Origin of the sequence: Kribbella sp. NBC_00662, from assembly GCF_041430295.1 — a bacterium.
GTDB lineage: Bacteria > Actinomycetota > Actinomycetes > Propionibacteriales > Kribbellaceae > Kribbella.
The window spans coordinates 5,955,612-5,981,881 of sequence record NZ_CP109029.1; the positions used below are offsets into that span (position 1 = coordinate 5,955,612).

General features: G+C 69.1%; 24 protein-coding genes. 13 read left to right on the forward strand and 11 right to left on the reverse strand.

Translation table 11 applies throughout. The features are described 5' to 3' along the window. The first annotated feature begins 136 nt into the window (after window positions 1-136). From OHA10_RS29565 to OHA10_RS29580, 4 genes are all read left to right on the forward strand, one after another. Window positions 137-1,219 carry a GntR family transcriptional regulator gene (locus OHA10_RS29565; RefSeq protein ID WP_371402018.1) on the forward strand — a complete coding sequence of 361 codons (1,083 nt, stop codon included), beginning with the start codon at window positions 137-139 and terminating at the stop codon, window positions 1,217-1,219. A gap of 34 nt (window positions 1,220-1,253) precedes the next feature. Beyond that, the gene (locus OHA10_RS29570) at window positions 1,254-2,810 is read left to right on the forward strand and encodes a sensor histidine kinase (RefSeq protein ID WP_371402019.1); all 1,557 of its coding nucleotides are present in this window, start codon (window positions 1,254-1,256) and stop codon (window positions 2,808-2,810) included. Further along, a complete protein-coding gene (locus OHA10_RS29575) occupies window positions 2,807-3,472 on the forward strand; it encodes a response regulator (RefSeq protein WP_371402020.1) in 666 nt (221 codons plus the stop codon). The genes OHA10_RS29570 and OHA10_RS29575 overlap by 4 nt, the downstream gene beginning before the upstream one ends. A gap of 145 nt (window positions 3,473-3,617) precedes the next feature. After that, window positions 3,618-5,174, forward strand: a complete 1,557-nt coding sequence (locus OHA10_RS29580) for a chromosome partitioning protein (RefSeq protein WP_371402021.1) — start codon at window positions 3,618-3,620, stop codon at window positions 5,172-5,174. 213 nt (window positions 5,175-5,387) lie between these two features. Here OHA10_RS29580 and OHA10_RS29585 read toward each other — a convergent pair whose 3' ends face one another. The 3 genes from OHA10_RS29585 to OHA10_RS29595 all read right to left on the reverse strand — a co-directional run bounded on the left by OHA10_RS29585 (window position 5,388) and on the right by OHA10_RS29595 (window position 7,008). Further along, window positions 5,388-5,864, reverse strand: a complete 477-nt coding sequence (locus OHA10_RS29585) for a hypothetical protein (protein WP_371402022.1) — start codon at window positions 5,862-5,864, stop codon at window positions 5,388-5,390. Window positions 5,865-5,985: 121 nt separating this feature from the next. Further along, entirely contained in the window at window positions 5,986-6,342 is a 357-nt protein-coding gene (locus tag OHA10_RS29590; protein WP_371402023.1) for a hypothetical protein, read from the reverse strand. Window positions 6,343-6,369: 27 nt separating this feature from the next. Continuing rightward, window positions 6,370-7,008: a DedA family protein gene (locus OHA10_RS29595; protein ID WP_371402024.1), complete on the reverse strand. Its 639-nt coding sequence runs from the start codon at window positions 7,006-7,008 to the stop codon at window positions 6,370-6,372. A gap of 139 nt (window positions 7,009-7,147) precedes the next feature. Here OHA10_RS29595 and thrS point away from each other — a divergent pair, with 139 nt between their 5' ends. Continuing rightward, a complete protein-coding gene (gene thrS, locus OHA10_RS29600; RefSeq protein ID WP_371402025.1) occupies window positions 7,148-9,169 on the forward strand; it encodes a threonine--tRNA ligase in 2,022 nt (673 codons plus the stop codon). Further along, window positions 9,166-9,738, forward strand: a complete 573-nt coding sequence (locus OHA10_RS29605) for an HIT domain-containing protein (RefSeq protein WP_371402026.1) — start codon at window positions 9,166-9,168, stop codon at window positions 9,736-9,738. Before thrS ends, OHA10_RS29605 begins: the two co-directional genes overlap by 4 nt. Here the strand turns inward: OHA10_RS29605 and OHA10_RS29610 are convergent. From OHA10_RS29610 to OHA10_RS29620, 3 genes are read right to left on the reverse strand one after another with little or no spacing between them, the layout of a single operon-like run. Further along, window positions 9,735-10,658: a hypothetical protein gene (locus OHA10_RS29610; protein WP_371402027.1), complete on the reverse strand. Its 924-nt coding sequence runs from the start codon at window positions 10,656-10,658 to the stop codon at window positions 9,735-9,737. The two genes, OHA10_RS29605 and OHA10_RS29610, sit on opposite strands and share 4 nt — an antisense overlap. 13 nt (window positions 10,659-10,671) lie before the next feature. Beyond that, on the reverse strand, window positions 10,672-11,589 hold the full coding sequence (locus tag OHA10_RS29615; RefSeq protein WP_371402028.1) for a hypothetical protein: 918 nt from the start codon (window positions 11,587-11,589) through the stop codon (window positions 10,672-10,674). Window positions 11,590-11,648: 59 nt separating this feature from the next. After that, complete coding sequence (locus OHA10_RS29620; protein ID WP_371402029.1) at window positions 11,649-12,587, reverse strand: hypothetical protein; 939 nt, start codon at window positions 12,585-12,587, stop codon at window positions 11,649-11,651. A gap of 109 nt (window positions 12,588-12,696) precedes the next feature. Here OHA10_RS29620 and pgsA point away from each other — a divergent pair, with 109 nt between their 5' ends. Genes pgsA through OHA10_RS29635 form a run of 3 tightly spaced genes read left to right on the forward strand, consistent with a single transcriptional unit; the run spans window position 12,697 to window position 15,356 of the window. After that, a complete protein-coding gene (gene pgsA, locus OHA10_RS29625; protein ID WP_371402030.1) occupies window positions 12,697-13,365 on the forward strand; it encodes a phosphatidylinositol phosphate synthase in 669 nt (222 codons plus the stop codon). Window positions 13,366-13,367: 2 nt separating this feature from the next. Beyond that, window positions 13,368-14,234 carry a phosphatidylinositol mannoside acyltransferase gene (locus OHA10_RS29630; protein ID WP_371402031.1) on the forward strand — a complete coding sequence of 289 codons (867 nt, stop codon included), beginning with the start codon at window positions 13,368-13,370 and terminating at the stop codon, window positions 14,232-14,234. A gap of 24 nt (window positions 14,235-14,258) precedes the next feature. Further along, window positions 14,259-15,356, forward strand: coding sequence for a glycosyltransferase family 4 protein (locus OHA10_RS29635; RefSeq protein ID WP_371402032.1), 1,098 nt, complete (start codon window positions 14,259-14,261; stop codon window positions 15,354-15,356). On the opposite strand, the gene OHA10_RS29640 is transcribed toward OHA10_RS29635, so the two are convergent. After that, entirely contained in the window at window positions 15,349-15,753 is a 405-nt protein-coding gene (locus tag OHA10_RS29640; RefSeq protein WP_371402033.1) for an HIT family protein, read from the reverse strand. The two genes, OHA10_RS29635 and OHA10_RS29640, sit on opposite strands and share 8 nt — an antisense overlap. A gap of 52 nt (window positions 15,754-15,805) precedes the next feature. On the opposite strand from OHA10_RS29640, the gene OHA10_RS29645 reads away from it, so the two are divergent. The 3 genes from OHA10_RS29645 to OHA10_RS29655 all read left to right on the forward strand — a co-directional run bounded on the left by OHA10_RS29645 (window position 15,806) and on the right by OHA10_RS29655 (window position 18,478). After that, window positions 15,806-16,240, forward strand: coding sequence for a hypothetical protein (locus tag OHA10_RS29645; RefSeq protein WP_371402034.1), 435 nt, complete (start codon window positions 15,806-15,808; stop codon window positions 16,238-16,240). Continuing rightward, a complete protein-coding gene (locus OHA10_RS29650) occupies window positions 16,237-17,112 on the forward strand; it encodes a tetratricopeptide repeat protein (protein WP_371402035.1) in 876 nt (291 codons plus the stop codon). The genes OHA10_RS29645 and OHA10_RS29650 overlap by 4 nt, the downstream gene beginning before the upstream one ends. Window positions 17,113-17,227: 115 nt before the next feature. Further along, window positions 17,228-18,478, forward strand: coding sequence for a tetratricopeptide repeat protein (locus OHA10_RS29655; protein WP_371402036.1), 1,251 nt, complete (start codon window positions 17,228-17,230; stop codon window positions 18,476-18,478). Between the two features lies 1 nt (window position 18,479). Here OHA10_RS29655 and OHA10_RS29660 read toward each other — a convergent pair whose 3' ends face one another. Then, complete coding sequence (locus OHA10_RS29660; protein ID WP_371402037.1) at window positions 18,480-20,618, reverse strand: elongation factor G-like protein EF-G2; 2,139 nt, start codon at window positions 20,616-20,618, stop codon at window positions 18,480-18,482. Window positions 20,619-20,738: 120 nt separating this feature from the next. On the opposite strand from OHA10_RS29660, the gene OHA10_RS29665 reads away from it, so the two are divergent. Next, a complete protein-coding gene (locus tag OHA10_RS29665) occupies window positions 20,739-22,625 on the forward strand; it encodes a DUF2207 domain-containing protein (RefSeq protein ID WP_371402038.1) in 1,887 nt (628 codons plus the stop codon). Window positions 22,626-22,667: 42 nt separating this feature from the next. Here the strand turns inward: OHA10_RS29665 and OHA10_RS29670 are convergent, their stop codons facing one another. Genes OHA10_RS29670 through OHA10_RS29680 form a run of 3 tightly spaced genes read right to left on the reverse strand, consistent with a single transcriptional unit; the run spans window position 22,668 to window position 26,133 of the window. Next, a complete protein-coding gene (locus OHA10_RS29670) occupies window positions 22,668-23,195 on the reverse strand; it encodes a ferritin (RefSeq protein WP_371402039.1) in 528 nt (175 codons plus the stop codon). Continuing rightward, window positions 23,192-25,120: a DUF2264 domain-containing protein gene (locus OHA10_RS29675; RefSeq protein WP_371402040.1), complete on the reverse strand. Its 1,929-nt coding sequence runs from the start codon at window positions 25,118-25,120 to the stop codon at window positions 23,192-23,194. The genes OHA10_RS29670 and OHA10_RS29675 overlap by 4 nt, the downstream gene beginning before the upstream one ends. Further along, window positions 25,117-26,133 carry a hydroxyacid dehydrogenase gene (locus OHA10_RS29680; RefSeq protein ID WP_371402041.1) on the reverse strand — a complete coding sequence of 339 codons (1,017 nt, stop codon included), beginning with the start codon at window positions 26,131-26,133 and terminating at the stop codon, window positions 25,117-25,119. The genes OHA10_RS29675 and OHA10_RS29680 overlap by 4 nt, the downstream gene beginning before the upstream one ends. Between the last annotated feature and the right edge of the window lie 137 nt (window positions 26,134-26,270).

Sequence of the window (26,270 nt, forward strand, 5' to 3'; positions counted from 1 at the left end):
GCAATCCAGGATGGCCGCGGCTCCGGTAACTATTGCGACCTTCCCGGTGATGTCCATCCCCGCAGGTTGCCATGGGCTACCGACAGTCCTGGATGATTGGATATGTCAACCGGACAACGGGCGAGGAGACACGCAGGTGGCACTGCTGTACGAGCGGATCTGCGCTCACGTCCTGGAGCAACTCCGCCGCGGCGCCCTCCGGCCGGGCGACCGGGTGCCCTCGGAGATGGAGCTGGCGGCCCAGTTCGGGGTCAGCCGGATCACCTCCAAGCGCGCTCTGGAGGTACTGCGTGAGGCCGGTCTGGTGGAGCGCATCCGCGGCAAGGGCACCTTCGTCGTACGGCGACTGCCCGACCTCACCGATCTGACCGTCCCGCTGCGTCCGACCCCGCGGCGGGAGGCCCGTTCGATCGCGCTCATCGTCCCGGACATGTCCGAGGCGTACGGGCTGGACCTGCTCAACGCGATCGAGGAGCGCTGCGCGGAGTACAACGCCCACCTGGTCGTACGGCGTACCCACGGGCGCCAGTCCGACGAGGAGAAGGCGGTCGACTCGCTCGTCGCCACTGTGGACGGTCTGATCGTGTTCCCGGTGCACGGCGACTTCTACAACGCCAGTCTGCTCCGGCAGGTCCTCGACGGGTTCCCGGTGGTCCTCGTGGACCGGCACCTGGCCGGCATCCCGGTGGCCGCCGTACATACGGACAACGTGGCAGCCGCTTGCGCGCTCACCACTCGTCTGCTCGACCAGGGTCATGAACACATTGCCTTCGTGTCACCACCGCCAGTGAACACGTCCTCCATCGAGGACCGGCTGGAAGGCTTTCGCGCGGCATTCACCGGCCACGGGCATGCGTACGAGCTGACCGATCTGCGCAGCACGCTGCCCGGCTCGACGACGACCGAAAGCGTGCGGGCCGACCTGGACGTCATCCGCGCCTTCCGCGACCGCATGCCCCAGGTGACGGCGTACTTCGCCTGTGAGTACAACCTGGCCCGGATGGTCGACCGAGTCCTGGGCGACCGGGTCGTCGCCTGCTTCGACTCACCAGGAGACTCGATCGGCGGACCGCCGTACCTGCACATCCGGCAGAACCAGACCGAGATGGGACGTCGTGCCGTCGACCTGCTGCTCGCCCAGCTCCGCGGCGAGACGGTGCCGAACCTCTCGCTGGTCCCGTTCGAGATCGTCGAGGCAGCACCTGACTTTCGGCAGTAGGTCGGGCTTCCCGCGACTGTGTAGCGTCTACGGCATGAAGTGGCGGCGCCTGGGGGACGTGGGTCTGTGGGCCGCGCTGAGCTTCCTCGTGCTCGCCGAGAGCGGCGCCCGGAACGATCCGTACTGGTTCCGTGCCGCGTGCATCGCCGTACTGGCGTTTGCCGTCTACGGCCGGCGCAGATGGCCACTGGCCGCGTTGGCCGTGGTGGCGTGGACAGAGATCGTCATCCTGGCTCTCGCGCTCGGCACGACGAATGGCGTGCAGATCGCACTCGTACCGGCGATCAGCCTGCTGAGCTACCTGGCCGGTCGGCGCGAGACACAACTCAAGCACTTCGTCCTGCTGTGCAGCTGGTCGTTCCTCGGCATGCTCATCCTCGCTTTGGCCGTACGCCGGGGACAGCAGGCAACCGAATCCGTTCTGACCTGGCTGGTGATGCTCCTGCTCGCCCTGCTGCTCGTCGTACTGCCCTGGCTGATCGGCCGGTACCGCGCGCAGCAGGCACTCCTCGCAACGGCCGGCTGGGAGCGCGCCGAGCGGATCGAGCGCGAGCAGCAGATGGAGATCGACCAGGAGCGGCTGCGCGAGCGGTCGCGGATCGCCGAGGACATGCACGATTCGGTCGGCCACGAGCTCAGCCTGATCGCACTGCGCGCCGCGGCGCTCGAGCTCGACCCGTCGCTGCCCGACGAGCACCGGCGGGCGGCGGGGGAGTTGCGGGAGTCAGCAGCCACTGCGACCGAGCGGCTCGGCGAAATCGTCGGCGTACTGCGTGACCAGGACGCACCGACGATGCCGCACGACGAAACCGTGCAGGCGCTGGTGGAGCGCGCCGCAGCCTCCGGACTGTCGGTCCAACTGACCGAGGACGTCGACGGCGAGCTGGCACCGATGGTGGATCGCGCAGTGCACCGCGTGGTCCAGGAGTCGTTGACGAACGCGAGCAAACACGCACCCGGAGCATCCGTAACAGTCAGCGTCAGCACAGGGGAGTACGACGTACGCGTGGAGGTCGCAGACTCCGGACCTGTCAGGCCGGTCGCTGCACCATCGGGCGGGCGAGGACTGGACGGCCTGCGAGAGCGAGTCCGACTCGCCGGTGGATCGCTGACAGCCGGTCCGCGAGCAGGTGGTGGCTTTGCAGTCACTGCGACCATGCCCCGAGCCGGTGGTCGACCAGAGCCCCCGACAGCCGCCGTCGAGCGAGCCACGGTACGCCGCAGCGCACAGCGCGGACTGGTCACCGCGATCGCCGCACCGCTGCTGCTCGGGGCAGTAGTAGGTGCGGTTGCCCTTGGCTACTACCTCGTCGCCGGCTACAGCGCCATCCTGCGACCCGCGCAGTACGACGAACTCTCTGTCGGCCAGTCCGAGGCCGATGTGGCGAAGGTGCTCCCGCGGATGCAGATGATCGACGCACCGACGGAGGGATACGTCCCACCGGTCGGCTGGAGTTGCCGGTACTACCGTCCGGCCGCTCCCTTCTCCACCAATTACGTCTATCGCCTGTGCTTCGCCGACGGCGCACTGGTCGCCAAAGCAGTGGTCCAGAGCGGCTCCGTCGCACCGACCCCGGAGGGCAACGGATGATCAGGGTGATGCTCGCCGACGACGAGGCGATGGTGCGGGCCGGAGTACGCGCGATCCTCGGCACAGACGACGAGATCGAGGTCGTCGCCGAGGCAGCCGACGGTGTCGAGGCCGTCGAAGCGGTACGGCGGCATCGGCCGGACGTCGCCGTACTGGATATCCGGACGCCGCGGATGGACGGATTGGCCGCGGGCGCAGAGATCCGGAAGGCCGTGCCCGGTACGGCGGTCGTCATCCTCACCACGTTCTCGGAGGACGCCTACATCGCCCGCGCGCTGGGCGACGGTGCGAGCGGCTTCCTGCTGAAGTCGGGCGATCCCCGCGAGCTCATCGCCGGACTGAAGGCAGTGGCCGGCGGCGCGGCGTACCTGTCGCCGAAGGTGGCGCAGCGGGTGATCGCCGAGCTGAGTGGCGGGTCCGGTGGCGGTGTGATGGCGAGGGCCGCGGCGGCCAAGGAACAGGTCGCCGTACTGAGTCCACGGGAGCTGGACGTGCTCGGACTGGTCGGTGCCGGGCTGTCGAATGCCGAGATCGCCGCCCGGTTGTACCTGGTCGAGGGGACGGTGAAGGCCTACGTCAGTGCGGTACTGCTGCGGCTCGGCGTGAAGAACCGGGTCCAGGCCGCGATCGTGGCCCATGAGGCCGGACTGGTCACGTCCTGACCTCGGTCACGCAATCGCTCCGGGTGGTGACGTGGTGAGGACACCCGGTCATGGGATAGTGGTGCCTCCCGGAGCCCTCACCCTCCGGACAACCCAGCAGCCTCCAGGGGCCACCCGCCCCCTCACAGAATCGGGGATCCAGGTCGTGACCGACTCGCACAACTCCGGACAGCACAAGGACCGGGAAGCGGCGGCGGCCGAGGTCCGGAGAATGTGGCAGCCGACCCCCTCCTGGACCCAGCCGGACCCTAACGAGACCGAGCCGTCCGAGGACAAGGACGAACAGCAGCCCGACGCTCTGTCCCAGGACTATCCCGGCGACTCCTGGTCCACACCCGCCGACGAGCCTGTCGACCAGCCCGCGCCGTGGACCCAGCCGCAGGCGACCCCGCCGGCCCCGTCCTGGACGCAGCCGGTCGCCGAGTCCGCCGCGGCGTCGTGGACGCAGCCGGAGGAGTTCGACGAGGAGCCTGTCGTCGAGCCGCACACAACCGACGCGGCCGAGCCGTCGGCCGCGAGCCCGGACCAGACTCCGGCCGGCCCGAGCAGCCCGGTCTTCGGCGGTTCTTCCTTCCACGGCTCGGGTTCCGGCGCCGCTGGGCAGCCCCAGGCCGGCCAACCTGGCCAACCCGGCCAACCCGGACAGCCCGGACAGCCCGGCCCGCAGCGCGGTCCCGGGGGTCAGGGCGGTCAGCCGCTGTCCCCTGCGGCGCAGCACTTCTTCCCGCAGGGCATCCCCGGCCAGCAGCCTCAGCAGCCGCCGCAGAACCTGTCCTTCCGCACCGACGACCTGATCCAGGCCCTGCCGCTACCGCGGGAAGCCCCGGCCGAGCGTGGCGTCCGAAGCATGCTGAAGCTGCGTCCCGGTAGCTCTGAGCGTTCCGAGCGGATCGCGCGTGCGACTGCCGCCACAGCATTCCGGCGTCCGGTGACGATCGTCGTCGCCAACCCGAAGGGCGGCTCCGGCAAGACGCCGACCACGCTGTTGCTGTCCGGCGCGCTCGGTCAGGCCCGTGGTGGCGGCGTCGTGGCGTGGGACAACAACGAGCTGCGCGGCAACATGCACCTGCGCACCCACGACACGAACTCCCGGTCCACCGTGACCGACATGCTGCAGGCGATGCCGATGCTGACCCAGCCGGACGCCCGGCTCGGCGACGTCGCGGCGTACCTGCGCCACCAGGTGTCCGGTCAGTACGACGTGCTGACGTCGGCGACCACGACGTACGCGCAGATCGAGGCGAACGACTTCGACCTGATCCACCGGCTGCTCAGCCGGTTCTACAAGGTGCTCGTGATCGACACCGGGAACAACGAGGGCTCCAGCAACTGGCGCGAGGCGATGAAGGCGGCCGACGCCCTCGTCATCCCGATCAAGTGGAAGAGCCTGTCCTGCGCGGCCGCCGTGCAGATGCTCGAGGAGCTCGACAACCAGGGCCCCGAGGCGCAGCGGCTGATCCGGCGCGCGGTCATCGCGGTCTCGAACGGCCCCGGCGACGTCAACAAGGAGGTCGAGAAGCAGCTCCGCCCGTACTTCGAGTCGCGCGCAGCCGCCGTCGTCGACATCCCGACCGACATGCACATCGCGGCCGAAGGCCCCCTGGACCACTCCGCGCTGCAGCCCGCCACCCGGCGCGCCGCCCTGGAGCTGGCGGCCCGGGTGTCGGAGCAGGTGACGATCGCGCTCAACGCTCCGCGCTGAGCACAGCAAGACTCAACCGGCCGAGGCGGTCCGGATCGGCAACCACGTCGTACGACGTGATCCGGTCCGCCTCCGCTGGTGAAGGTGATGGCGAGGTCCAGGATCGCCGGAAGATCACCGGCTCGAGCGGCGTCGAGGAATGCCGACACCACCCGCCGCTGCCGTGTCAGCTCACGAGCGCCGCTCGGTCCCTGGCAGCCGCGCGCCGCCAGATCAGCAATCTGTGTCTCCGAACGGCACCAGCGCACTGATCGCAAACACGGTGCTGCTGCTGTACCTGGCCTGGCAGACCTGGAGTCCGGCGACGTACGCGCGCGCTCCAGCAGCCTCACCGGCGGCGAACCACTGGGTGGCCTCCGGCTTCCGGTCGCCGATCGGTGGACCGTCGCCGGCCAGCTCAGCGAAGATGTGCTCCTGGAGGGTCCGAGCCGCTGTCCAGGAGCCGGCCCGGATACCGATCGTGTGGATTCCGTCGGCGCCGCTGATCGCTGTCACGAGGTCCGAGCCCTTGTCGCAGTTCTGTACGCCTCGGCCGCCGCTGGTACAGGTGAACCCGTCTGCGACGACCGCTCGCGCAACCTGCTCGGAGGTTCCGGCAAAGGTGTCGTCGGGGAGGTTCGGCCACTTCCAGCCCTTGCGCTCCACCTCCATCCCGCCGGAGCCTTCGAGCTCGGCGCTCCGCACGCTCACCGACCCCCACGCGATCGAATGCTGACCGTTCTTGCCCAGCAGGTCGGTCAGCTCGCCGGCGGCACTGGCCGCAGCGAAATCGCCGACGATCGCCTTGAGGTCCGGCTTGGCTCGCTCGTCGTCAGCCGGGTCTTGGTAGTGGATGCTGAAGCTCGCCGAGCCCAGCTGACCGTCCGGCAGGGCAGCGAAGGCCCGCCTCCACGTCGTGGGTCGAATCCTTGCGATAGCAGCCGCGGACCAGGAGCGGCTTGTGGTCCGGGTACAGGTCCGAGCACACCAACCCGCGCTTCCGCAGAGCCTCCGTCAGCACGTGTGCCTGGCCGGTCGCCGTTCCGGCCGTGTCCGGCACGACGTACTGCGCGACCGGCCCGCTCTGGCTGGAGCGGTTGTGGATCACCAGGACAGCGGCGACGACGATCAGAGCGACGCCGAAGGCGGTGGCGACGAGGACTTTCGTGCTGCGCAGAATTGTGGGCACGACCACAAACTCTGGCAGGCGAACGGTTCATCGATCGGCGAGCTCAGGCTCAGGCTCGACTTGAGGTTGAGGCTTGCGGAGCCGGTGCCGGATCAGCTCGACGATCAGCGTCACCAGGAGTGCCAGGCCGATTCCGAGGACGACGCCCTTCAGTGGGTTGTCCTCGAAGGCTTTGCCACCGATGAAGCCGACCAGGGTGCAGTAGGCGCCCCAGCTGATCGCGGCGAGCGCGGCGAACGGGGTGAAGCTGCGGAGCGGGTACCGGACCGAGCCCATCGTCAGGGTGACCGCAGTACGGCCGCCGGGGACGTAGCGGCCGACCACGAGGACCAGTCCGCCTCGCTCGGCCAGTGAGCGCCGAGCCCAGAGCACTGCGGCATGCCGCTTGGTCCCCGGCTTCACCCGGTCGAGGAGCCGTCCACCGGCGCCGCGGCCGAGGGCGTACGAGACGTGGTCGCCGATGAACGCTCCGATCGCCGCGACCACGATCACGGCGTACAGGTTGGGCTCGCCGGTCGAAGCAGCGAACACTCCGGCCGTCACGACCAGCGTCTCGCTCGGGATCGCCGGGAAGAAGCCGTCCAGCGCCGCGAAACCCCACAGCGCCAGGTAGATCCACCACGAGGACGTCAGCTCGTCGGCGAAGTGCAGGATGGCGTCGGTCATACCGAAGAACCTAGGAAGCGAGGCACCCTCGGCACATCGGACGACCGGCTGGTCCCGGCCCCTACTTTCGTCAGGTCAGTCGATACCATCTGTGGCGTGACCGGCAATCGGCCGGGCGCATGCAACCAAGGAGTGCACTGTGTCGGAAGTCAAGGTCCATCTGGTCGGCGTCGAGGGCGAGGCTGAGCGGAGTGTGACCGAGACGACGACGATCGGGGAGCTGTTCGCCGAGATCTTCGGTCAGGACCGCTCCGCCATCGCCGCCCGCGTCAACGGTGAGCTGCGCGACCTGTCCCGGGTGGTCGCCGACGGCGACGAGATCGAGCCGGTCAAGGCAGCCTCCGAGGACGGCCGCGCGATCATCCGGCACTCGACGGCCCACGTCCTCGCGCAGGCGGTGCAGGACCTTTTCCCGGAGGCCAAGCTCGGCATCGGCCCGCCGGTGGAGAACGGGTTCTACTACGACTTCGACGTGCCGACGCCGTTCACGCCGGAAGATCTGACCAAGCTCGAGAAGAAGATGCAGCAGATCATCAAGGAGCGGCAGCGGTTCAGCCGCCGGGTGGTCACCGACGAGGACGCCCGCGAGGAGCTCGCGACCGAGCCGTACAAGCTCGAGCTGATCGGCATCAAGGGTTCCGCGGCCGACGCCGCCGAGGGCGCGAGTGTCGAGGTCGGCGGCGGCGAGCTGACGATCTACGACAACGTCCGGCGTGACGACAGCGTCGCCTGGAAGGATCTGTGCCGCGGCCCGCACGTCCCCGCCACGGGCTACCTCGGCAACTTCAAGCTGATGCGTACCGCGGCGGCGTACTGGCGGGGAAGCGAGAAGAACCCGCAGCTGCAGCGCATCTACGGCACGGCGTGGGAGTCCCGCGACGAGCTGAAGGCGTACCTGAACCGGCTGGAGGAGGCCGCCAAGCGCGACCACCGCAAGCTCGGCACCGAGCTCGACCTGTTCAGCTTCCCGGACGAGATCGGCTCGGGGCTCGCGGTGTTCCACCCCAAGGGCGGCGTGCTGCGGAAGGTGATGGAGGACTACTCCCGCCAGCGGCACGTCGAGGACGACTACGAGTTCGTCTACTCGCCGCACATCACCAAGGCTCAGCTCTTCGAGACCTCCGGCCACCTCGACTGGTACGCCGACGGCATGTATCCGCCGATGCACCTGGACGAGGAGCGCGGCGCGGACGGGCAGATCCGCAAGCAGGGCCAGGACTACTACCTGAAGCCGATGAACTGCCCGATGCACAACCTGATCTTCGCCGCCCGCGGCCGGTCGTACCGCGAGCTGCCGCTGCGGCTGTTCGAGTTCGGCACGGTGTACCGGCTGGAGAAGTCCGGCGTCGTGCACGGCATGACCCGCGCCCGCGGCTTCACCCAGGACGATGCACACATCTACTGCACGCGTGAGCAGATGCGCGACGAGTTGCGCAACCTGCTGACGTTCGTGCTCGGCCTGCTCGCCGACTACGGCCTGGACGACTTCTACCTCGAGCTGTCCACGAAGAACCCGGACAAGTTCGTCGGCTCCGACGAGGTCTGGGAAGAGGCCACCGAGACGCTCCGGGAAGTTGCCGAGGGCTCCGGTCTCGAGCTGGTCCCGGACCCGGGCGGCGCCGCGTTCTACGGCCCGAAGATCTCGGTCCAGGCCAAGGACGCGATCGGCCGGACCTGGCAGATGTCGACGATCCAGCTGGACTTCAACCTGCCCGAGCGGTTCGAGCTGGAGTACACGGCTCCGGACGGCTCGCGACAGCGGCCGGTGATGATCCACCGGGCGCTGTTCGGCTCGATCGAGCGGTTTGTCGCGGTCCTGACCGAGCACTACGCCGGCGCCTTCCCTCCGTGGCTCGCCCCGGTCCAGGTCATCGGCATCCCGATCACCGACGGGCATGTCGACTACCTGTTCGAGGTCGCCAAGCAGCTGAAGGCACAGGGCATCCGGGTCGAGATCGACGCGTCCGACGACCGGATGCAGAAGAAGATCCGCAACGCCCAGAAGTCCAAGGTGCCGTACATGCTGATCGCCGGCGACGACGACATGGCCGCGGGCTCGGTCTCCTTCCGCTACCGCGACGGCGAGCAGAAGAACGGCGTACCGATCGCCGACGCGGTGGCCGAGATCGTCGAGGCCGTCAAGAAGCGCGTCCAGGTATGACGCCGGACCACCCCGCCTCGCCGTACCAGCCCGAGGAGCTGGTGCGGCAGGACGGGGTCGGGGAGCCTGACGAGTTCATGCGGCTGTGGACGCCGCATCGGATGGCCTACATCGAGGGTGAGAACAAGCCAACCAGCTCCGAGGCCGGCTCGGGTTGCCCGTTCTGCCGGTTGCCCAGCCTGCCCGACGCGGACGCGCTGATCGTGCACCGCGGCGATGCGGCGTACGCCGTCCTCAACCTGTACCCGTACAACCCGGGCCACCTGATGGTCGTGCCCTACCGGCACGTGGCCGACTACACCGAGCTGACCGCCGAGGAGGTCACCGACGTCGCCGAGCTGACCCGGCAGGCGATGCATGCGGTCCGCACGGTCTCGGGTGCCCAGGGCTTCAACATCGGCATGAATCAGGGCGAGAGTGCTGGTGCAGGCATCGCAGCGCACCTGCACCAGCACGTCGTCCCGAGATGGTCCGGCGACATGAACTTCATGCCCGTGATCGCCGGCACCAAGGTCCTCCCACAGCTCCTGGCCGACACCAGAGCCTTACTCGCCAAGTCCTGGCCTTAGTCGCCGGCCAGCCGCTCGCCGCTGAACAGCTGCCAGTGGAAGTAGACCGGGTCGCCAAAGGTTCCCGGCACCTTGCGGATCATCCTGATCGTGGTCGCGGCGCCGTTCGCGTGCCCGACCGAGTACAAGTACGCCGACTTGGTGTCCTTGTCGATGCCGAGGAGCAGAACGCCGTTCCCGCACGCGGCCGCCACCAGCGATTCGAACCCTTGCCAGGTCGAGCCCCGTACCTGCTTCACGACGCCCGGGATGATGTGCCCACCGGCCAGCGGCAAGCGCGCCGTGTAGAGCTTGCCGGACGTCAGCGTCATCAGGAACGTGTCGTACGTCGCCGTCTGGCTGATCAGGGTCATCGCCTTCACCCCGCGGTACCCGGACTGCCACCCGGTGATCTGCCGGCTCGGTACGCCGTCCTTGTAGGTGACGTTGCGGCGGTAGAGCGTGCCGTCGGTGTGCAGCGAGTACTCCGTGTCCCGCTGCTTGGTGGCGGTGACGTACGTCGACCGGTCGAGACTGCGGTACACCTGCCAGCCCGGCCCGACCCGGGTGACCTTCTTCTGCGAGACCGCGCCGGTGCCGTCGGCCGTCAGGTAACTGGTGTCGTACATCGTCGACCCCATGATGACCGGACCCTGATGAGCCGTCCCGCCGACCTCGGCCGGCCCGTACCGGACCGTCGCGCTCAGCCGGACCTGCCCGTCCGGATAGATGTCCTTGGCAACGATCCGGTTGTCGACGACAGCGCCTTCGGCCTGGATGGTCTGCATCCGATGATCCCCGCCGGCGGTCACCGAGCCGAGATTCAGCAGACATTCGCTCGGGGTGCTGGCGGGCTGTGCCGCCGCCGTCCCGCTCGCCAGCATCCCGGCGACAAGAGCTCCGGCGGACAGAACGCCGCCGTACTTGAACCATTTACTCATGAATTCCCCCAGTTCATTCGCCCGCCAGGGGCGGGTCGGTGTACTTGTGCCAACTGAAGTACGTCGGGTCCGTGAAGCTGCCCGGCACCTTGCCGAGTCCCTTGATCACGGTCGAAAGTCCGTTGGCGTGGCCAACGGAGTACAGGTATCCGGCGCCGGTGTCCTTGTCGATCGCGAGGACGGTCGTGCCCTGGCCGCAGGGCGCCGCGACGAGGGTCTCGAAGACCTGCCACGTCGACATCCGGATCGGCTTCACCGTCGACTGCATGATGTGCCCGCCGGCCACCGGGAACCGCGCGGTGTAGAGCCGCCCGGTGCTGTGGGTCATCAGGAACGTGTCGTACGTCGCCGTCTGGCTGATCAACGCCAGCCCCTTCACACCGCGGAAGTTCGACTGCCAGCCGTCGTGGTGCCGGTACAGGTGACCGTTGGCGTCGGTCTTGACCGTCCGGCGTTCCATGGTCCCGTCGTTGCGCAGCGACCACTCGGTCGTCCGGCTGCCGAAGCTCGACCGGTCGAGACTCCGATAGTTCTGCCAGCCCGGTCCGACGCGGGTGAGCACCTTCTGCGACACGGTCCCGCCGCCGACCGGCGTGCGGTACGAGAAGTCGTAGAGGACCGATCCCACCACCGACTGACCGGTGTGCAGCTCCGATCCTTCACCCGGTCCGTACCGGACTGCCGCGCTGAGCGCCGTCCGGCCGTCGGCGAAGATGTTCTTCGCGACGATCTTGTCGGCCGTCCTGGTGACCGGCGCGGTCGCCGCGAAGGTCTGCATCCGGTGATCCCCGCCGGCCGTGACGGATCCGACCGAGATCGTGCACGGCGCCGTGATCCTGCTCTGCTCCGCCGTCGCCGTGCCGGCCGTGAGCAGTCCTGTGGTGAGCATGCCGGCGGCCATCAACCCGCCGTACCTGAGATGTGTGAGCATTGCTACCACCCCCTTGGGGATGGGACGCCGGACTGGACCGGAAAGTTCTCAGCTGCTTCTCAGCGCAGGAACAGCGGAAGCATCGGGTCAACGATGTTGGTCAGCGCGTCGAGCGTCACCTCGCGCGGCGGGTTCGTCAGCGCCGACACGCGAACCACGCGCCGGCCCTGCCGGAACACGAGCTCGCCCGCCTCGGGAAGGTAGTACCCGGGCTGGCCGAGCGGGGCGAACCGGGGCGGCGGCACCCGCTGGGACTCCGGAATCGTCGCCTGGTCGAACGCCTCGACAATCGACACGGTCGCGTCGAACGTTCCCCAGATGCACGTCAGCGCGCCGTTCACCCGATAGTCGCGCCGAAGCTGGACATGCAGCTTGACGAACTGCTCCGCCTGCGGAGTGGACAGCTGGCAGGTCTCGTCCGACTGCCGAGCCGGACGCAGATTCTTCGGTACGGCGTCCCGCGCGGCCAGCGCGATCGCAACCGCCTTTGCCCGGTCGATGCCGTCCGCGTTGCTGCGATCGATCCCGCCCGCCGGCGTGACCCGCACTGCGCGGTCAACCACATGGAACACCAGCCGCGACTCGGCGATGAACGCGTCCGGGCCGAGCTCAGGGACCGCTTCGAGGGCGCCCGCGCCGTCCATCAGCCGGCTCAGCGTGTCGGGCTGGCTGGGCAGAGCGCTCACGCCGATCGTGACGGCCCGGTCCTCGAGCATCAGCGTGCACAGATCCATCGCCGGGAGGCCGCCGTCGTTCCAGGAGTTCGGCTTCGCGGTGACCGGGACCCGGAGCTTGGCGGTCAGGGTGCGCGTGATCGCCGTACAGACCTGTGGTCCGGGTGCTCCCGCCGTACCGTCCAGGCCGTCGGGCTGTGGGGGAGCGATGACGGTGGGGACGACCGCGGTCGGAGGCGCCGTCGTCGGTGGCTGGTCGTTGGCACGCTGCGCGACCGTGCAGCCGCTCGCCACCAGCACGACCGCGACCACGAGCAGACGCATGCACACCTCCTCACCTGGCTCCAGCATCGCGCGGATCCAGGTCTTCTGCAGGTGGAATCGGGTGGCATGTCACCGGATGGTGATCCGTCTCGACTACGATCGCGCTGCCATGCTTAACAGATTCCGGCAGTTCTGGACCAAGGTGATCACGCCGATCGCCACCCTCCTGCTCAAGCTCGGCGTGAGCGCCGACATGGTCACGCTGGTGGGCACCATCGGTGTGTCCGCCGGAGCGCTGATCTTCTTCCCGCGCGGCCACCTGTGGCTGGGCGTGGTCGTGATCACCTGTTTCGTGTTCTCCGACCTGATCGACGGCCACATGGCCCGGACCTCGGGTACGTCGTCGAAGTGGGGCTCGTTCCTCGACTCGACGCTGGACCGGATCGCCGACGGCGCGGTCTACGGCGGCCTGGTGATGTTCTACGCCAACTCGCGCGCGGGCAACTCGACCCTGATGGCGGCGGTGACGCTGTGGGCGCTGGTGATGGGCGCGGTCACGTCGTACGCGCGGGCCAAGGCGGAGAGCCTCGGTCTGAAGGCGAGCGGCGGCCTGGCCGAGCGCGCCGACCGGCTGGTGTTCACGCTGATCCTGGCGTTCTTCTCCGACGTGTTCAACCTGCCGATCCTGCTCGAGATCGTGATCTGGTACGTCGCCGCGGCGAGCACGATCACCGTCGTACAGCGCTCGCTCTCGGTCCGTAAGCAGGTCCTGGCCGACCCGGCGAACGCAGGCCTGGACACCCCGCCGCCACCCCCGGCGGAGCCCAAGAACGACTGACGATGGACGGTCTGCAACAACGGGCGGTTGATCTGGCGTTCGCGCTCGCCTGGACCCTGGTACGACGCCTGCCCGAACGCACCGTCAGCTGGCTGTTCCGGCTGGCCGCCGACCGCACGGTCCGCCGCAACGGCCGGGGCGTACGGCGTCTGCGCGGCAACCTGGCCGTCGTACGCCCGGAGGCGACCGAGGCCGAGCTCGACGCGCTCGTCCTCGCCGGAATGCGTTCGTACCTGCGCTACTGGCAGGAGACGTTCCGCCTGCCGGAGTGGTCGGACGAGGAGATCGTCGACAGCGTCCGCACGGTCAACGAGAAGCTGCTCCGCGACGCCCACGCGGCCGGCCGCGGGGTCATCTGCGCCCTCCCGCACCTGGCGAACTACGACCACGCCGGCGCTTGGGCAGGGCTGACCGGGATGCCGGTGTCGACCGTCGCCGAGCGACTCAAGCCGGAGTCGTTGTTCGACCGCTTCATCGCCTACCGCAAGAAGCTGGGGATGGAGGTCCTGCCGCTGACCGGCGGTGACGACGACGTGACCGCCGTACTCGCGGACCGGCTGCGGGCCGGCGGCTTCGTCTGCCTGGTCGCCGATCGGGACCTGTCCGACCGCGGCATCCCGGTCACGTTCTTCGGCCGCGCGTCACGGATGCCCGTCGGTCCGGCCGCGCTCAGCCTGAAGACCGGCGCCCCGCTGATCCCGGCGACGCTGCACTACGAGGGCCCGGACCTGGTCATCACGTTCCACGACGCGATCGAGCCCGACGGCGGCGCGGCCGCGATGACCCAGCGCTGCGCGGACGCCTTCGCGATCGGCATCGCGGCGCACCCCCAGGACTGGCACATGCTGCAGCGGATTTTCCTGAACTAGCAACAACGGGGTGAGAATCGTCCTGTGAGGATCGGCGTGGTGTGCCCGTACTCGCTGGGCACCCCCGGCGGAGTGCAGAACCATGTCCGCGATCTCGCCGAGGCGCTGCTCCCGCTCGGCCACGAGATCTCGGTCCTGGCACCGGTCGACGACTTCGACACGGCCCCGCCGTACGTCGTCTCGTCGGGCCGCGCGGTCGGCGTGCCGTACAACGGGTCCGTGGCGCGGGTGACCTTCGGCCCGCGGACGGCCGCGCGGGTGAAGGGCTGGCTGGCGGACGGGGACTTCGACGTGGTCCACGTGCACGAGCCGACCACGCCGAGTGCGTCGATCATCGCGCTCTGGTCGGCCGACGGCCCGTTCGTCGCGACGTTCCACACCTGGCAGGTCCGGTCCCGGGCGATGAGCGTGGCCTCGAGCCTGCTCCGGCCCGCGCTGGAGAAGATCGACGCCCGGATCGCCGTGTCCGAGAACGCGCGCTCGATGATGGTCCAGCACGTCGGCGGCGAGGCGGTCGTGATCCCGAACGGTCTCTACACCGCGCGGTTCAAGGGCAGCCCGCGCCCGGAGTGGATGGGCCCGGACGGCACGATCAGCTTCCTGGGGCGCTTGGACGAGCCGCGCAAGGGCCTCGCCGTACTGCTGGACGCCGTACCGCTGCTGCTTGCCGAGCGCCCGCACCTGAAGGTGCTCGTGGCCGGATCGGGACAGGCGGACGAGGCACGGCGCTCACTCCCGCCGCGGTACCGGGAGAACGTCTTGTTTCTGGGCGCGATCGACGACGAGGCCCGGGCCGACATGCTGGCCGGCTCGGACCTGTACGTCGCGCCGCACCTCGGCGGCGAGTCGTTCGGCATCGTCCTGCTCGAGGCGATGGCCGCCGGCGCACCGGTGCTGGCGAGCGACTTGCCGGCGTTCCGTCAGGTCCTGGACGGCGGGCGTCTGGGCGAGCTCTTCGACCCCGGCAACTCCTCCGACCTGGCTTCCCGCGCCCTGCGCCTGCTCCGCGACCCGCACGAACGCGAACACCTCCGCTCCGCGGGCCTGGTCGCCGTACCGCAGTACGACTGGTCGGTCCTGCTCCCGGAGCTCCTGTCCGTCTACGAACTGGTGGCTAGGTGAGCTTCGCCGCGGTGGCGTTGATCTCCTCCAGGTCTCCGGCGGTCGGGTGCCAGGGGAGCTGAAGAGGGTCGTCCTTGTACCGGGGGATGACGTGCAGGTGGGTGTGGAAGACCGACTGCCACGCGTCGGCGCCGATGCAGCTGAGCAGGTTGGCGCCGTCGGCGTCGAGGCGCTCGATCACCCGGCCGACGAGCGACTGGGCGAGCAGGGTCGCCGCGGTGAGGTCTTCGGCGGACGCCTCGCGCAGGTCGGTGGAGTGGGTCCGCGGGATCACCAGCAGGTGGCCGCGGGTCGCCGGGTTGATGTCCATGAACGCGATCGCGCGGTCGTCGGACGCCACCTGCGTCGACGGGATGGTTCCGGCCACGATCCCGCAGAAGATGCAGTTCTCGCTCATCCGCACAGGCTATACACTGCGCGAGCCTTCTAGATTCCACCTGAGGAGCCCGATGCCGGACGAACTTCTGCGCCCGACGATCGACGCGGGTGTGGACATGTCCGTGCGCCCGTGGCGGTTGATGTCCCAGGCGTACGTCGCGTTCTTCGGCGGCGTGATCGCCTCGACGGCCGTTGCCTTCCTCAACGCACGCCGGCTCGGCGTCGACGCGGCCAAGCGCCGGCTCATCCTGCTGACCGGACTCGTCGGCCTGATCGCGGTCGTCGCGCTGTTCGCCCTGCTCGACGGGGACGGCCTGCAGGTCAGCTCCCGCGTGGTGGCCGTGCTGTGCTTCCTGGTCCAGCTCCGGCTCCAGCGCCCGATGGACCGCGCGTTCCAGTTGCGCGGTACCGACTACGGTTCGCTCTGGGTCGTGGGGATCGGGCTCACGATCGGCGGGGCCGTGGCCGAAGCTCTGCTCCTGCTCCTGGTGACGGTGATCCGGTGAACGACCCGAGTGAGGCGCGTCTGCAGATGGCCGCGCATTGGCTGCGGATCGGCCATCCCCAGCGGACGCTGGACGAGCTGCAGGGGCTGAGCGGCGAGACCGCCCTCGACTACCGCGCGTACCTGTTCCGCGGCGCCGCCCTGCACGCTCTCGACCGGAACGCCGAGGCTGTCGACGTACTGCGTGACGGCCTGGCGCTGCACGGCCCGTTCCCGGCGTTGCTGCACGTGCTCGGCTCGGCCCTGCGCTCGGAGGGCCGCCTGCCCGAGGCCGAGGCCGCGTTCCTCCAAGGCTTGAGCCTCGACCCGAACGACCCCGATCTCCTGCTCGGCTACGCGCGCGTCTGCCTGACCGCCGGCCAGGCCGACAAGGCCGGCGCACTGGTCGAGCGCGCCGCGTCGCATGCTCCGGAGAGCGCGGCCGTCTCGGCGGCTCGTGCGCAGGTGGCGTTCGCGCTCGGCAAGGACCGCGACATGCACCGCCACAGCACGGAGGCACTGGCACACGACCCCGAGGACCCGAACGCGCGAGCCCTGCACGGTACGGCGTCCATGCTCACCGGCGACGCGCGGTCCGGCTACGCGTCCCTCGCCTCCGCGGCCGCGTCCCAGCCGGGTGACGCGGACCTGCGTGCGGCCGCCCGCCAGGCGAAGCTGATCAACCATCCGCTGATGCTTCCGCTGCGTCCGTTCTCGCGGGTGAATCCGCTGGTCGTCTGGATCTGTGTCGTCGCGGTCATCTACGGTCTGCGTGCCGTCGGTCTCGCGCCGGTCTCCTTCGCGTTCGCCATCATCTGGCTGGCGTTCTGCGTGTACTCCTGGGTGGTCCCACCGCTGGTCCGCCGCTGGATCAACAGAAAGTGGGGTTCATGACTGTGTTGAATGCCGCGACTCCGTCGCGGGGGTCATGGGGCTGTTGCTCCCGGCCTTCCCTCGTCGCTCTGGTCGCTTCGCTCCCGCCGCTCCTCAGTCCAGACCGGGAGGCCCCATGACCGGCGACCGGATCGACGCGCTGCGGAAGGCTGTCGAGGCGAGCCCGGAGGACGTCATGCTTCGGCTGTTGCTCGCCGAGTCGCTGGTCGCGGCGGGCGAGAACGAGGAGGCGCTCGACCAGTACGTCGTACTGCTCGATCAGCACGGGCTCCCGGACGACCAGTTCGTCGCGGTGGGTGAGCTGGCGGCTGCGAACGGGCGGCTCGCCCTCCTGCGGAACCTGCTCGAGGCGGCCCGTCAGCAAGGGGTCGTCGAGGGGACCGGCCGGCTGCAGCAGCTCGTCGACGGGATGATCGCCGAGCGCAGCGGCGTACGGATCAAGGTCGGTCCCGAGGCGGAGCCGGATCCGCTGAGCACCGAGACGACGAAGGAGACGACGACCTTCGACCAGGTCGGCGGGATGGAAGAGATCAAGCGGGTGATCCACCGGATGGTGATCCTCCCGCTGAGCCGGCCGGAGCTGTACGAGAAGTACGGGCGCAAGTCCGGCGGCGGCGTGATGCTGTACGGGCCGCCCGGATGCGGCAAGACGCTGCTGGCGCGGGCAACCGCGGGGGAGTGCGGTCTGCCGTTCATCAACGTCCGGATCGAAGACGTGATGGACCCGTACCTCGGGGTGTCCGAGCGCAATCTGCACACGGCGTTCGAGCGTGCCCGCGCGAACGGTCCGTGCGTGCTGTTCCTCGACGAGCTGGACGCGCTGGCGTTCGCACGGCACAAGCACGGTGGATCCGAGGCGCGGCGGCTGGTCGACGTACTGCTGCAGGAGCTGGACGCGATCGGCTCCGAGAACGACGGCCTGCTGGTGCTCGCCGCGACCAACGCGCCCTGGGACGTGGACGAGGCGATGCTGCGGCCGGGACGCTTCGACCGGGTGATCTTCGTACCGCCGCCGGACGAGCCGGCCCGCGCGGACATCCTGACCGTGCTGACGAAGGACGTCCCGGCCGACGGGCTCGACCTGAAGGGACTCGCCGCTCAGACGCCGATGTTCAGCGGCGCGGACCTGCGGGCGCTGATCGAGCGCGGCGTGGACAAGGTGATCGACGAGGCCCTCTCCACCGGTGGCGAGCCGCCGCTGGACATGCGCCATCTCACCGAGGCGCTGGCCACGGTGAAGCCGTCGACGCTCGACTGGCTGCACCGCGTCCGCTCGTACATCGAGTTCGCCAACCAGAGCGAGCGGTACGACGATGTGGCGGCGTACCTCAAATCCCGTGACGTACGCCGCCGCCTGAAGCCCTGACTCATTTGAGTTTGGACGCCACCGAATCCGGCATCGCCTCGTACCTGGAGAACTCCCGGCTGAAGGTCGCCGCTCCGTGCGACAAGGACCGCAGATCGATCGTGTAGCGAGTGATCTCCACCTGCGGTACTTCGGCCTTCACCAGCGTCTTGTCGTCGCCGACCTTGTCCGTGCCGAGCAGCCGCCCGCGCCGTCCGGACAGGTCGCTCATCACCGCGCCGACCAGGTCGTCGGGCACCAGGACCGACACCAGGTCGACAGGCTCGAGCATCGCCACCCGAGATGCCGCCGCGGCCTCGCGCAACGCGAGCCCGCCGGCCATCTGGAACGCCATGTCGGACGAGTCGACACTGTGCGACTTCCCGTCCAGCAACGTGACCCGGATGTCGACCATCGGGTACCCGGCCGCGACGCCCTTCTCCATCTGCGCCCGGACGCCCTTCTCGACACTCGGGATGAACTGCCGCGGCACCGCCCCGCCGACCACCTTGTCGACGAACTCGAACCCGCCGCCCTGAGGCAGCGGCGCGACCTCGATGTCGCAGACGGCGTATTGACCGTGGCCACCGGACTGTTTCACATGCCGCCCGTGCCCCTTGGCCGGCCCGAGGAACGTCTCCCGCAGCGGCACGCGTAGCTCGACGGTGTCGACGGTGACGCCGTACCGGCTGGACAACGCGTCCAGCACGACGTCCGAGTGCGCCTCGCCCATGCACCACAGCACGATCTGGTGGGTCTCCGGGTTCTGCTCGATCCGCAGCGTCGGATCCTCGGCCGCCAGCCGCTGCAACCCGACGCCGAGCTTGTCCTCGTCGGTCTTCGCATGCGCCTCGACCGCGATCGGCAGCAACGGCTCGGGCATGTTCCACGGCCTCAGCAGCAGCGGATCCGCCTTGTCGGACAGCGTGTCGCCGGTCTCCGCCCGGGTCAGCCGGCCGATCGCGCACATGTCGCCGGCGACCACCTGACCCGCCGGCCGCTGGGTCTTGCCGAGCGGGAACGACAGCGACCCGATCCGCTCGTCCTCGTCGTGGTCCTCGTGCCCATGGGACGCACCGTTGTGCTCACCGAAGAACGACGTGAAATGGCCCGACACGTGAACCGTCGTGTCGGGCCTGATGGTGCCGGAGAACACCCGCACCAGGCTGACCCTGCCGACGTACGGGTCCGAGGTCGTCTTCACCACCTCTGCCAGCAGTGGGCCGTCGGCGTCGCAGGTCAGTCCCTTGCGGGCGACGCCGTGCGGGGTGAACACGTCCGGAATGGTGTGCTCGGGCGGCGACGGGAATCCGCTGGTGATCACCTCGAGCAGCTCGAACGTGCCGATCCCGGAGGCGCTGCAGACCGGGACGACCGGGAAGAACGAGCCGCGGGCGACCGCGCGCTCGAGGTCCTCGATCAGCACCTTCTGGTCGATCTCCTCGCCTTCGAGGTACCGGTTCATCAGCGACTCGTCCTCGGACTCCTCGATGATCCCCTCGATCAGGGTGCCGCGCAGTTCCTCGATCTCGTCCGCGTACGCCGGGTCCGGCGCCGAGGTCGAACGCTTGCCCCCGGAATACTCGAAGTACGACTGGGAGAGCAGCCCGATCAGCCCGTCACCAGCGGGCAGATAGAGCGGGAGGACCTTGTCACCGAACGCGTCCTGCGCGGTGGCAAGCGCGTTCTGGTAATTGGCCCGGGCGTGGTCCAGCTTGGTGATCACGACGGCTCGCGGCATCCCGACCTGGGCGCACTCCTGCCAGACCGCCTTGGTCGGCTCGTCGACGCCCTCACTGGCCGAGATGACGAACAGCGCGCAGTCCGCGGCGCGGAGGCCGGCGCGCAGTTCGCCGACGAAATCGGCGTACCCCGGAGTGTCGATCAGGTTCACCTTCACGCCGTCGTGCGGCAGCGAGGCGAGCGACAGACCCACCGAGCGCTGCTGCCGGAGCTCGGCGTCGTCGAAGTCGCACACGGTGGTTCCGTCCAGGACGGTGCCGGGTCTGTTCAGGACTCCGGAGGCCACCAGCAGGGCCTCGACGAGGGTGGTCTTGCCGGAGCCCGACGGGCCGACCAGGACCACGTTGCGGATGGCATCCGGGCTGTCCACAGCGGGCGCGGCTCCGGTGCCTTGGGAAGCATTCGTCTTGTCTGCCATGACGTTCCTCCTGGTCCACCCACGATTCCCCTAACGGACACTTCGCACAAGAGTCTTCCGGTAGCGGATTCGTCCCAGGGGTCCCACGCCCGGACCCTCGCGCTCTGTAGTGTCCAGGTCATGCGTAGGGCACTCGGGGTCGTCGTCAGCATGCTGTTCGCCGTTCTGGCGCTGGCCGGTTTCGCCGTCCCGGCGTCGGCGGACGCGGGCGACGAGATCAGGAACTTCACGATCGACTACACCGTTTCGCCGAACGGCGTGCTGCAGGTCAAGGAGACGATCGACTACGTCTTCGGGAGCACCGGCCGGCACGGCATCTACCGGGACCTGGTCACCCGCGAGCCGTACAAGGACGACGATTCGAAGGACCAGGAGTACCAGGTCTCGAACATCAAGGTCTCCTCACCTACCCCGAACGTCTCGGCGGAGTTCACCACCGACACGTTCAAGGAGAACAACGACCGCAACGAGAACACCCAGATCAAGATCGGCTCGGCGAACAGCACGGTCCCCGGCACCGAGGCGACGTACGTGATCTCTTACGACGTCCGCGGCGCGCTGCGGCACTTCGCCGACCACAGCGAGCTCTACTGGGACGCGACCGGTAGCGCCTGGTCTGCGGTGATCAACCAGGTGACCGTCAACGTCACGGTCCCGCAGGGTGTCACCCGGGTCGACTGCTTCTCCGGCGAGGCTGGGTCGACGCAGACCTGCCCGCAGAAGTCGGTTGTCGGCCAGCGGGGCATGTTCGGCGCGTCCCAGCTCGAGCGCGGGCAGCAGTTGACGATCGTCGCCGGCATCACGGCAGGCGCCGTACAGAACGACACCCCGATCCTCGTGGATCCGCCGAACTGGCTGGAGCGCAACGGCCTGTCCTGGCTCTCGCTGATCGGCGCCGGACTGGTCACTGCGGCCTCGATCGTCCTCGCCGCCGTGTACGCCAGGTTCGGCAACAAGGACCAGCGGTACGCCGGGATGCCGCCGGGCACGTTCCCGCCGGACGGGGTCGCGGCCGAGCCGGTGAAGGACGACCTGAGCAAGGACCAGCTCCCGGTCGCGTTCTCGCCGCCTCGCATCCCGGTGGCAGAGGGTGGGCTGCTGATCGACGCGAAGGCCACCACGGTGGAGACGGCCGCGACGCTGATCGACATGGCGGTGCGCGGCGGTGTACGGATCGACAACACCGGTGAGTCGCAGAAGGCAGTGCTGCTGAACCCAGCGGTCGCAACCGCCCCGCACGAGCAGGCGCTGATGTCGGGGCTGTTCCCGACGCTGCAGCCGGGGTCCGAAGTGTTGCTCCAGCGCGGTGCGGTCGGGGACAACACGATGCGGAACGCGCACAACGGGATGATCAGCGCGCTGCGGGAGCAGGTGAAGCAGCGCGGGTGGTACCTGCGGATGCCGCGGGCCGGTGGCGGGTCGCCGTTCAAGAGCGGCTTCGGTTGTGCGTGTATGGCGATGATCGCGATCTGGGTGGTCGGCGCGGGCTTCGCCGGGACGATCACCGCGGCCGCAACCGGCGGTGCGGGCCGGGCGGTGGTGATCGCGGTCCCGGTGATCGCGGTGATCGTTGCCATCGGCATCTGGATCGGGATCCGTGGCCGCGGGCAACGGAACCCGGCCGGCCGGGCGGTGACCGACCAGCTGGTGGGCTTCGAGAAGTATCTGGCCACGGCCGAGGCGGACCAGTTGCGGTTCGAGGAGGGCGAGGACATCTTCTCGAAGTACCTGCCCTGGGCCATCGCCTTCGGGATCGCGGACCGCTGGCAGAAGGTGTGCGAACAGTTGGTCGCCGCGGGCCGTCTGACGCCGGATCCGGTCTGGTACTACGGGCCGTCCTACTACACGTCCGGCTGGACCGCGGGCGCCGTCGGCGCGACCCTTGCGAGCACCTTCGATCCGCCGCCCACACCGTCCAGCTCGGGCGGTGGGGGCGGGAGCTCGTCCGGCTTCAGCGGCGGGTCCTCCGGCGGCGGTGGCGGCGGTGGAGGCGGCGGCAGCTGGTAAAGCAGCTGGGCGGGGCTGCTGGCTGGGGCTGCCGGCTGCGGGTCAGACCGTTCCGCCGGCGGCCGGGGGAGCCGTCGGGTCGGCGGCGGCGTCACCGACGACCTCGCGGGCGAGGAAGTCCTCGAGGTGGAACAGGTTGTCGCCGGCGCGCTTGGCCACGTTCACCAGTGTCTTCATCGCGGCGACCTCCTCGACCTGCTCCTTGAGGAACCACTGCATGAATTGCTCGCCGATGTAGTCGCTCTCGTCCCGCGCGGTGCGGGCCAGCGTCTCGATCTGCTTGGTGACGGTGATCTCCTGCGCCAGCGCGAGCTCGAGCGGCTCGAGCGCGGTCTTGAACTCGGACTCGACCTCGCCCACCGACGGGATCTGCGGCCGGATGTCCTTGTCCAGCAGGTACTGGACCATCATCATCGCATGATTGCGCTCTTCCAGTGACTGCTTGTAGAAGTGCGCGGCGAGCCGCGGCAGATCCTGGTCGTCGTACCAGACAGCCACCGCCACATACTGCTGCGACGCCGTGAATTCGTTACGGATCTGCTCCTGCAGAAGCTTTTCGTACGTGCTCATCCCGTCAATCTACTCTGCCCCAACTCGATCACCGGGGTGTGACCGCCGGGCAGCCCGATCCGGACCGTGGTGTCCGTCACCACCACATCGATGCCCTCAGCAAGCGCCTGCGGCCGCACCGCGTCGCGGGTGAGCACGACGGCATTCACCAGCACGAGCGGCCGACCATGGTGCGGGGCAGTCAGGTACGGCGTCGCCGAGTGCGCACCGAACGGATTCGCCCCCACCGCCCGGTGCACTGCCGCGGCCTCGTACCCGTGCAACCCGACAACCGCCGACACCAGACCGTCCGCGTTCCGCGCCGATGCAGCCGGGTCCTCGACCTCCGCCCCGGTGCTGCTGGTTGCCTCGGGCAAGGAATCACCGGCGACGGCGAAGCCCGCGCTGCGGACCTGCGCGCCCTCAGGCCCTTCGACCAGGGCGCAGCGGATCTCCCAGCCGTTCCACACGACCGAGGTGACCTCGATCGCCCACGGCCCGTCGTCCCCGAGCCACGCCTTGTGCCACGACGACGCCGTACGCCCCTCGACTCCCAGCCGCCGGATCCGCCCCCGCCCACTGGCGACGCCGTCGGGCGACACCAAGGAGATCAGGTTGTCGATCCCGGGCTCGTGGTCGGACAGGTCCGGCCCGGCGTGGTTCGCGTACGCCAGCCGGTTGTAGTGCGGATCGCCCGCAGGCTCCACGCCCTCCGGCTCCGCGACCGGCGCGTGGTCGGCGCCGTGGTTCACCAACTGCACGACCTGGTCGTGCCGGCTCGCGTGCACGATCCATCCCGGCTCCGGCATCGCCTTCTGCTGATCCGCGTCGTCGAGCGGGATCGAGTCCTCCGGGTCCGCCCACACCGGGTGCTCCGGCGGCAGGATCAGCCCGACGAATCCCTTCGAGGCCCAGTACGGCGAGCCAGGTCCGGAGTACTGCTGTGTCGTGGGCAGGAAGGTGTCGTACCACCCGAGCGTCAGCACCCCACGCTCGTCCGGCACGCCGTGCTGCACGAAGTGCCGGGCGATGCCCGAGCACAGCCGCCGCGTCTGCCCCGGCGTCAGAGGAGTGGAGTCGAGCAGAGCGCCCATCCAGTACGGCGCTGCCGCGGCCATCCGGTAGGTGAGCGACCGGCCCTGGTAGAGCGGCGCGCCGTCGTTGCCGACGAAGTACACCGCGTCCTCGAGGAACAACCTGATCCGCTCGCGGTACAGCTTCAGCCGGTCCTCGTACTGCGCGCCCGGGGTCGCCGCGGCCATCCGCGCCCACAGTCCCGGGTAGAGGTGCATAGCCCAGCCGATGTAGTTGTCGAAGTTCTGCCCGTCGCCGTCGGAGTACCAGCCGTTGCCGACATACCAGTCCTCGATCCGGTCGAGGCCGCCGTCGATGTCGTCCTGCGAGTACGGCGCTCCGACCGAGGCGAGGAACTGCTCGCTGACGACCTGGAACAGCCGCCAGTTGTTGTCGTGCGTCGTGGACCCGTTGAAGCCGCCGAGCCATTCCGCGACGTGCTCCTGCGCCCGCGGGTCGAGCCGGTCCCAGATCCACTCCCGGGTCTCGTGCAACGACACCGCAATCGCCGCGGCCTCGACCATCTGCTGCGAGCGCGGGGTGAGCCGCAGCCAAGCCTCGGGGTGGTCCGGGTTCGCGCCGTTGGCGACGCCGCGCGCGTACCGCTCGATCAGGTCCTCGCAGCCCTTGCCCTGCACGCCGGCGATCCGGAAGGCCGCGAGCATGAACGAGCGGGCGAAGCCCTCCAGTGCGTCGGACGCTGTACCCGATCGGCTCGGCCGCCCGGGCAGTTCGACCAGGGAGGCGCCGGGGGAGAAGTACGGCACCAGCGAGTCGAGGAGGTGATCCGCCAGCACCTCCCAATGCTTGCGGCTCCAACCGGTCTGCCGCGAGAGGACGCGGTCGGTGTCTGGCAGGACGAGGCGGGTCATGCGAGCCTTCCGAGTTCGTCGGGGGTGATGGCGTGTTCGAGGGGCCGTCCGGTCGCGAGGCGTTCGAGTTCGCTCACGGCCATCTCGCCGAGTCGGGCGATCTCGTTGCCGACGGCACCGGCGACGTGCGGCGTGACGAACACGTTCGGCAGGTCGAGCAGCGGTGAGTCCGGTGGCAGCGGCTCGGGATCGGTGACGTCAAGTACGGCGTCGATCCGGCCGGACACGCACTCCCGCAGCAGCGCCTCGGCGTCGATGATCTTGCCCCGGGCCGTGTTGATCAGCACCGCGCCGTCCTTGAGCAGACCGAGCAGCCGTCCGTCGACCAGGCCGACCGTCTCGGGGATCAGCGGCGCGTGCACGCTGAGGATGTCGCTGCGCTCGAACAGCGCGTCGTTGCCGACCAGTTCCGCACCGAGCGCCGCCGCCTCGTCAGCGGTCAGGTACGGGTCGCTGATCAGCACCTCCAGATCGAACCCGCGCAGCCGCTCGGCGACCATCTTCCCGATCCGTGACGCTCCGAGCAGGCCGACCGTCGTACCGTAACTGCCCGGCATCGCGTGCGGGTCGGCCTTCCGCCGTTCGATCCGGTACTGCGCCGCGAGCCGGAACGCCCGCTTGCCGGCGAGCACGATCGCGGCGACCGTGAACTCGGCGACCGGCTGTGCGTTCGCCGTGGCCGCCGACGAGACCTGGATGCCGCGATCGAACGCGACCGGGTCGACGATCGCCTTGACCGAGCCCGCCGCGTGCAGGATCGCCTGCAGCTTCGGTGCGGCGTCGAGCACCTCCGGACCGATCCGCGGACAGCCCCAGCCGGTGAGCAGTACGTCGACCTCGGGCAGCGCCGCCCGGACGGCGGGGTCGGCGAGGAAGCTGGTCCCGGGGCCGACCGGGAGCACGGTGGCAATCGCCTCGAGCCGCTCCCGGACCCGCGGCACGAGAACGCGGGACCTGGCGTCGTCGTGCATCGCCAGCATGACGGTCAGGGCGGAATCTGGTTCGCTGCTCACGACGAGCAATCTAGCAAGCGCTTTCCCGGGCTGTCTCGCCGACCGCCGAGTCTTGGAACATCCTGAAAGTTTGCCCAGGCCGGAATGTGTCCGGCCGCATTGGGCGTTGTGAGTCTGAGAGGGCAGGATAGAGCGGC